Here is a 7,347-nt window from a genome sequence, read left to right on the forward strand (position 1 = left end):
TGTCTTAGCCTGGAGTAAAGAGGGATGCTCGTTAAATCAGGTTAAAGAGTGATAAAATGTGCCGTTCTTTTAGCTGTCGCATTGCTGACTGGTTTTACCTCGGAATGTAAAAATATGAAAGAGCCGACAAAATATTATTTTAGTGGCACACAGCTTGAGCTTGAGCAGGCCATCAGCGATATCAGCGTAAATGATGTTGAACGTCTGGTAAAAAAGACTGATCTCAATAAACCCGGCGTGAAGGACATGATGCTGATTTTTTATGCGTTACAGGTAGCGGCGAACAATAAAAAAGAGATCCTGGATATCGTTCCGCTGCTGGTGAAGGAGGGGTAGATCCGGTACAACGGATGCCTGACTTTGGTAGCGCCGCAGGTATAATGGCGAGATCTAATAATCCTGCATTTATGGGATCCTTGTTGGTAGGAGGAATGAGTCCGAATGCGTAAAGTAATTATCAACCAATTATTTTCAATGCGTTATCGGAACATTATTTTGAGGTGCTAAAACTGCTAGTTGATTCAGGTGCGGATATTAACGCCAGAGACACGGCAGGCGGCACCCCAATTATTGGAGCATTAGCAGGCATGGAACTGGAACAGGTCGTTTACCTGCTGGAAAAGGTGCCGATCCAACATTAATAACCTTTCCGGGCTGGCAATTTCCCCATGTGCCAGACGATGTCATAAAACGAGAATCTGGAAGTAATGCCAGAACAAAAGATAAGTTGAGCGAGATTAAAGCGCTTGCCATTAAAGATGGTATGAAATGGCCACCGGTAGCACGTTAAGTCATAATCTAAAAATTTTTTACAAAAACTAGTCTTTGTTTTCCAGGTGCAACTGGGAGCAAGAGTTTTTTGTCATCTGATGCTGGTTTTTTATGGGTTGCTTTGCTTTCTTTTTTTAGATTATTCTATTTATATTGAAATACTTTTTATTAATTTATGTTTCCCTTCATCTGTATCTGCTTTTTTAAAATTGGCGGGTAAATTAGTTAGTTTTGGAACAGCCAGGTCTATTCTTTTTCTATGTATTGAATGGGTGGTTTTTACCTTTTCAGGTTGTTCTCAAATTTTATTTATCCTCATTAAGAATAAATATCGATTTATTATTTTAATTTGCAGGAATTTTGTATGGCGTCAGGAAATACCATAGGTAAATTACAATATGCTCCGGCTCCCCAGGGCAGCGTTAAGGCGGGAAGCGCGAATCCGCCGCAGAAAAAAAGCTGGTGGAGCAGCTACGGCGACTGGGTGCATACCGGGCTGGATGCTTTAGGTGCGGTGCCTATTGTCGGCGTAGTAGCCGATGGTGCCAATGCAGCAATCTACACTGCAGAAGGCGATTACGGTAGTGCCGCGCTTTCTGCTGCTTCTGCCGCAGCTAACTTTGTACCCGGCGGTGGCGCAGCGTTTAAAGCAGGCAAGCTGGCGGCTAAAGCGGGCAAAGCTTTGGAGGCGGCGAAAGCAGGTAAGAAAGTAGCCAAAGAGAGCGCGGAAATTGCCGAAAAAGCCGTCATGAAATCTGAAGCTAAAGCGGCTAAAACTGAAGCTGTGGCGGCAAAGCAGGATGCCAAAAAAGCAGGCAGCGAAAAAGGCGGAAGCGACAGCGGCAAAGGCGGCAAACAAAAAACCAGTACCTGTAAAGACAAGGTTACCGTCGGTAGCCCGGTTAATCCTCTGCTCGGCATCAAGGTACTTTTTGGTCAGGAAGATAAAGATTTTGATTTTCCTGCTGCCGTACCGCTGAGCTGGCAGCGCAGCTATTACTCCGATGTTACAGGCAACGGCTGGCTGGGGCAGGGCTGGTCCCTGCCGTTCTCGCTGAGCATAGAGAAGCGGGAGCGCGACGTTCTTTTTACTGACGAACAGGGACGCGAAATCAATTTTCCTGACGTACAGCCTGGCTATCCCGCCCGGTTTCATCGTTATGAGCAGCTGTCTCTTTCTCAGCCGGCGGCTGGCGAATACCGCCTTTCCGATGCCGACGGCAGCCGCCACTGGATCTTTGCCCGGCAGGCCAGCAATCGCCACTGGTTAGTCAGCGCCATTGAAGATCGTCATGGCAACCGCCTGACGCTGTCTTATAACGCCGATCACCAACCCGTTGAAATAACAGACAGCGCCGGGCGACGTTTTATTATCACCTTTAATGAAATAACGCTAAGTTCTGGTGAAAAGGTCAGCCGCCTACGCAGCGTCGCCTGCGCTCATCCGTCAGAGCCTGACCGCGTAGAGCAGCTTTGCCGTTACGACTATTCAGAAGAAGGCGATCTGATAGCCGTGCGTAACGGCGATGATGAAATTATACGCGATTTTCGTTACCAGAATCATATGATGGTGGCTCATCGCCTTGCTGGCGAAATGGCTTGTTTTTATCAGTACGATCGCCTTCATCCTGGTGGCAAAGTGATTGCCCATCGTAACAGTCTGGGCGAAGAGTGGCGTTTTGAATACGGTCAGGGTTTTACCCGGGTAACGGACGCACTGAAACGCCAAACCTATTATGAGTTCGATGACAATCAGGATCTGACAGGCTATCGGGATGCTTCAGGCGGTTACACACAGCTGAAACTGAATGGGCGCGGACAACCTGTTGCGGTTATCGATCCCGCTGGTCGCCGCACACGGTACCGTTACGATGAACGCGGTAACACCACTGCGGTTATTGCGCCTGACGGTCAGATTACGCGTATAGATTATCATGAGGTCTGGAATCTCCCCGTGCGCATAACGGATATGCTGGGTGGCCTGCGTGAGTACACTTATGACGTGGCAGGTAATCTGATCCGTGAAATGGATGAGATTGGACGCATCACCGAGTACAACCACGATGACGCCGGGAATCTGGTGCGTATCCGCGACGCAATGTCGGGTATACAGACACTACAGTGGAACAGCGCTGGTTTTCTGATTGCTCATACGGACTGCTCGGCCCGTACCACTCGCTACACTTACGATAAATATGGCTGGCTGAAAGAGATTACCGATGCGGCAGGTAATGTTTCTGTTATTGAGCATAATCGTAATGGTTTACCGACATTTATAACCCGTCCTGACGGCTCCAGGGAATCTTACGAATACGATCGCTGGCAGCGCCTGATTTGTTTTAAAAATGCGGAAGGACAGACCACGCGCTGGGAGCTGGCGGCAGATGGTCTGCCGGTAGCAAGGATAGATGCACTCGGGCATTGCGTTCGCTACGAATACGATGGTGCACGCCGTCTGTCAGTGCTGACCAATGAGAACGGTGCGTGCTACCAGATGGAGTATGACGAGCGGGACAACCTGACCGCCGAACGCGGCTTTGATGGTCGCCTTACCCGCTACGATTATGAAGCGGGAGACAGGCTGGTCTCGCGGCGGGAGTATGGCGACGGCAGCGCGGGTGCTGCCGTTATCCAGACACGCTATCAGCGGGACGATGCCGGCAGGCTGCTGGAAAAGCTGGTGATGAAGGCCGGAGCGCGGCGCTGGCAGCGTACACGCTATCGCTATGATGCGCTTGGTCGTCTGACCGCCGGCATCAATCACGGCGGACGGGTGGAGCTGGAGTATGATGCAGCAGGACAGCTGCTGGCAGAAAAAAGCCTGACGCGTGGGCGCGTGCAAATACTGCGTCATCAGTATGACGAGCTGGGTAATCGTACCATTACGCAGCTGCCGGATGGCCGGGAGCTGAAAAGTCTGTATTACGGCAGCGGTCACCGGATGCAAATTAACCTTGGCAACCGGGTTATCAGCGAAATTACCCGAGATGCCCTGCATCAGGAAATCCGTCGTAGTCAGGGCGCACTGAACACGGAGTATGTTCGGGACGAGCTGGGAAGGCTGGTAACACAACGTGCCGCACGGAGCGGCAAGCTACAGGTGGCAAGGGAATACGGATGGCGGCGTAACGGCGAGCTACAGCAGATGGTCGATCTGCGTAGCGGAGAGCACCGTTATGAGTATGATGCTATGGGAAGACTGACACAGGCAGGCGCGGAGCGTTTTGCTTTCGATCCAGCCCATAACCTGCTTCCCAGCAGCGAAGAGGCACCCGTTCAGGATAACCGTATTCGGGTGTATGAAGATAAACGCTGGCACTACGATGCGCACGGCAACGTCACGGAGAAGCTGACCGGGCGGCATACAGTCCAACGCTTCATCTGGAACGGTGAGCATCAGCTGACGGAATCTTACAGCGAGCGGGCCGGCGTGAAGCAGTCGGCCAGCTACGGCTACGATGCCTTTGGTCGCCGCAGCTGGAAGCGTGACAGCTTTGGCATCACACATTTTGTCTGGGACGGCAACCGCCTGCTGAGCGAATGGAGGGGAGCACGCACCCTGACATGGGTTTATGAAGATGACGGATTTGTACCGCTGGCACAAATAAGTGCAACGGAGGGCGAAACTCCAAAGCAGGCGGATATCTACTGGTACCACAATGACCAGGCAGGTATGCCACGAGAGCTGAGCGACGCGCGCGGAGAGATTTGCTGGCAGGCGGATTACAGGGCCTGGGGTAATACACTGAAGGTTTACAGTCCTGCATTAGAGGGAGACAACGAGGCTGTTCATCAACCGTTGCGTTTCCAGGGGCAGTATCAGGATGCTGAAACGGGGTTGCACTATAACCGTTTCCGATACTATGATCCGGATATCGGGCGCTTTATCAGTCAGGATCCGATAGGGTTAAGAGGTGGATTAAATTCATACTCATATGTTTCTAATCCGCTAACTTGGATCGACCCACTTGGGTTAGCTGGATGTAATGCTCATTTTCAATCGAGAAAAAGTGCATTCAGGGCAGCCAAAAGAGATGCGGGGATACCTATGAATCAGCATCCGACCACAGTTAAAAAAGTTCAGCTAACTGATAGAGACGGACATGCAATAAAAGATAGTGATTTCAATATACTAGAATCCAGAGAATATCATTATACACGGCCAGATGGTTCCAGAGTTGTTATCCAGGAACATTCAGCCGGGCATACGTACGGTCCTCCAGGTACTCCGGGGAATCAGGGGCCGCATTTTAACCCAAGACCATTTGATCCTAAAACCGGAAACGGTTCGAGAAATGGTTCTGTTAGTGGTTCATATGATCATTATGAATTTCCGGAAGGATTATAATTATGTGGCTTGATTTTATTCATGGGAAAGAGAAAGTTAAATTTATGTTTAACGATGAGTTATCTCTTGATGACTCTGAATTTGAAAACTTTCTGTTTTATGATCTTTCAAAAATCAGAATATGTTTTAATACGAAACATATACCTAAAAAAATACCTGACAAATGGAAAAAGAAAGAGTTTAATGGGTTATCTATAACATTAATACTTGTTGGAGTAAATAGATTAGATTTACAAGGTAATCGGGTGGGGTTTATATGCTCGCCAATAATTGAAATGATAAATAATGAAGTTAGAATTTCCATTAGTAATGGGGATGGCTTTAATTTATCGTGTTTCGCCGAGTTAATTGTCATTGATTCAATTGAGCCATATTTAGATCAGCGCTGGAAATAAGATAAAAATTTTAATTTAGGGAGGTAGTTTAAACTTCCCGTTTTTATTATTTAATCATCTTTAAGAACGTTAAATAAGCATGCGCTTTCCCTTAATTATCCGTTTGGTCTGATAAAACTGCTCGCACAGCACCTTCCCTTCATTATATTACCTCATCCTCACAGTGCAACTTTCTGAAATATTTACCGTCACGCTGCACTTGGCCTCGAAGTCCACCTTATTCAGCTGGTGGTCTTTGAGGTGTAAGCCAGGACTACATGTATATTCTTTTGGGTGTTTGGTTTTACGATTGGTGCGGAAACACGAACATAACCGATTTTAAAACCAGGCTGTTTTTTTCAGGAGCAGTACCTGGACAGGGAAACGGGTTTGCATTACAACCTGTTCCGATACTATGATCCGGATATCGGGCGCTTTATCAGTCAGGATCCGATAGGGCTAAGAGGCGGCTTAAACCTGTATGGTTATGCGCCGAATCCGTTAAGGTGGATCGATCCATTAGGTCTGTCCTGTGAATCATCTTATAGTGGCAAACTTTCCGGTAAAGTGTCAGAAATGACTCCACTAGTCCGTGGTTCTAAAGCGTGGAATAAAGCTATTAAGGATATGCAAGCTGCTTTATCCAGGGGCGAGAAATTCCAGGTAAAAGTCCAATCTAGCACTGATGCAAAAGCTTTCTTACAAGAAGCACAGGGTAATATGAATGGTTATAAAGCACATACGCAAAGTGTCCGTCCTGATGGCGTTCCAAAATATTCTAAAGGATATGAGCAACATATGGGGACGGAAGGTGGTTTTGGCGATTCACCTCATATTAAATGGTACAATAATGGGATGGATGGTCATATATTCTATGACATCTCTAATTAATCATGAAAAATAAATATTCGTTCGATTTGCTTACAAAAAAAAAGCTTCCGTCAAATGAGGAAGAAGAGGTTATTTTTTGGAAAATGTTAAATACCCTTGAGAAAGGAACAATTAAACATTAATTTGACAGTCTGAATGAATTATCTAGTGAGCTTTCTTTTGATGATTATTATATTGCACATAACCTCATCGCCAGTAAAGGGAAACGTAAGATATTTAAAGGGCGTGTGTTTATTTCAAAAAAGAACGATTTAATTTATTTTTTAAACGGATCCTTCACCATAAATGATGTAAGGTGTTTTTTGATATCACCTGTCTTTCCTAATGAATCAAAATATGTTATTTATATAGATGAGGAACAAATTCATTTGTATTGTTCTTGAATAATAAAAAGCTGGATAAGAAATTAACCCTTCCCGGATTTTTATTATTTAATTCTCGTTCAGCACACTAAACATCCTGTCGCGCATTCCATTAACCGCCTGTTTAACCCGATAAAGTTCCCTGCGCAGTTCCTGTACTTCGTTGTTATCGGCAAGCAGGATCAGGCAGCCTTCCTGGATCTTCACAGTAACGCCCGTGCCGATCTCAAACCCCGCTTCTCTCAGCCATTTGGCGCTGATTTTGATCACCGGCGTGTCGCTGCGGTTGGGCAGATAACCCACGGTACAATTGCGCTGTGTTTTGGCAATAATATTTTTGTATTTAACCAGCTGATTAGATAGTAAAATAAACTTCGTGCAGATAGCTTATCTCTATCAGGGTGTGGCGGTAGCGTATGAACTATGACGTGATGGTTTTAGTGATTTATATACGAAACTGACAGTACGATCCGGACTTCGATTAGATTGCGCGATTTGATCCGATAGGGCTGGCGGGCGGACTGAATCAATATGCTTATGCTCCGAACCCACTCAATTGGATTGACCCATTGGGGTTAAGTAAATGTTCGGTCGTTAAAGC

Annotated in this window: 5 protein-coding genes and 2 pseudogenes; 6 read left to right on the top strand and 1 reads right to left on the bottom strand. The window is 46.7% G+C overall.

All coding sequences use genetic code 11. The annotated features are described in order from the left end of the window. Window positions 1–48 precede the first annotated feature (48 nt). The 5 genes and pseudogenes from RTK32_RS16270 to RTK32_RS21350 all read left to right on the top strand — a co-directional run. A complete protein-coding gene (locus RTK32_RS16270) occupies window positions 49–336 on the top strand; it encodes a hypothetical protein (RefSeq protein WP_312045785.1) in 288 nt (95 codons plus the stop codon). 164 nt (window positions 337–500) lie between these two features. Further along, on the top strand, window positions 501–641 hold the full coding sequence (locus tag RTK32_RS16275) for a hypothetical protein (RefSeq protein ID WP_312045787.1): 141 nt from the start codon (window positions 501–503) through the stop codon (window positions 639–641). 494 nt (window positions 642–1,135) lie between these two features. After that, entirely contained in the window at window positions 1,136–5,119 is a 3,984-nt protein-coding gene (locus RTK32_RS16280) for an RHS repeat-associated core domain-containing protein (RefSeq protein WP_312045789.1), read from the top strand. Between the two features lie 2 nt (window positions 5,120–5,121). Then, window positions 5,122–5,514, top strand: a complete 393-nt coding sequence (locus RTK32_RS16285; protein WP_312045791.1) for an Imm50 family immunity protein — start codon at window positions 5,122–5,124, stop codon at window positions 5,512–5,514. Between the two features lie 336 nt (window positions 5,515–5,850). Further along, window positions 5,851–6,024: pseudogene (locus RTK32_RS21350) on the top strand (RHS repeat-associated core domain-containing protein); the annotation flags it as partial. Between the two features lie 791 nt (window positions 6,025–6,815). Here RTK32_RS21350 and RTK32_RS16295 read toward each other — a convergent pair. Then, the gene (locus tag RTK32_RS16295; protein ID WP_312045795.1) at window positions 6,816–7,076 is read right to left on the bottom strand and encodes a SymE family type I addiction module toxin; all 261 of its coding nucleotides are present in this window, start codon (window positions 7,074–7,076) and stop codon (window positions 6,816–6,818) included. A 167-nt stretch (window positions 7,077–7,243) separates the two neighbouring features. Here RTK32_RS16295 and RTK32_RS16300 point away from each other — a divergent pair. Continuing rightward, a pseudogene (locus tag RTK32_RS16300) lies at window positions 7,244–7,347 on the top strand (RHS repeat domain-containing protein); the annotation flags it as partial.

The sequence above is a fragment of the Erwinia sp. genome (assembly GCF_031978025.1).
In the GTDB taxonomy this organism is placed as follows: Bacteria; Pseudomonadota; Gammaproteobacteria; order Enterobacterales; family Enterobacteriaceae; genus Erwinia.

Coding starts and splice junctions, on each gene's coding strand:
- RTK32_RS16285 (WP_312045791.1), top strand. CDS start 5,122: ATGTGGCTTGATTTTATTCATGGGAAAGAGAAAGTTAAATTTATGTTT.
- RTK32_RS16280 (WP_312045789.1), top strand. CDS start 1,136: ATGGCGTCAGGAAATACCATAGGTAAATTACAATATGCTCCGGCTCCC.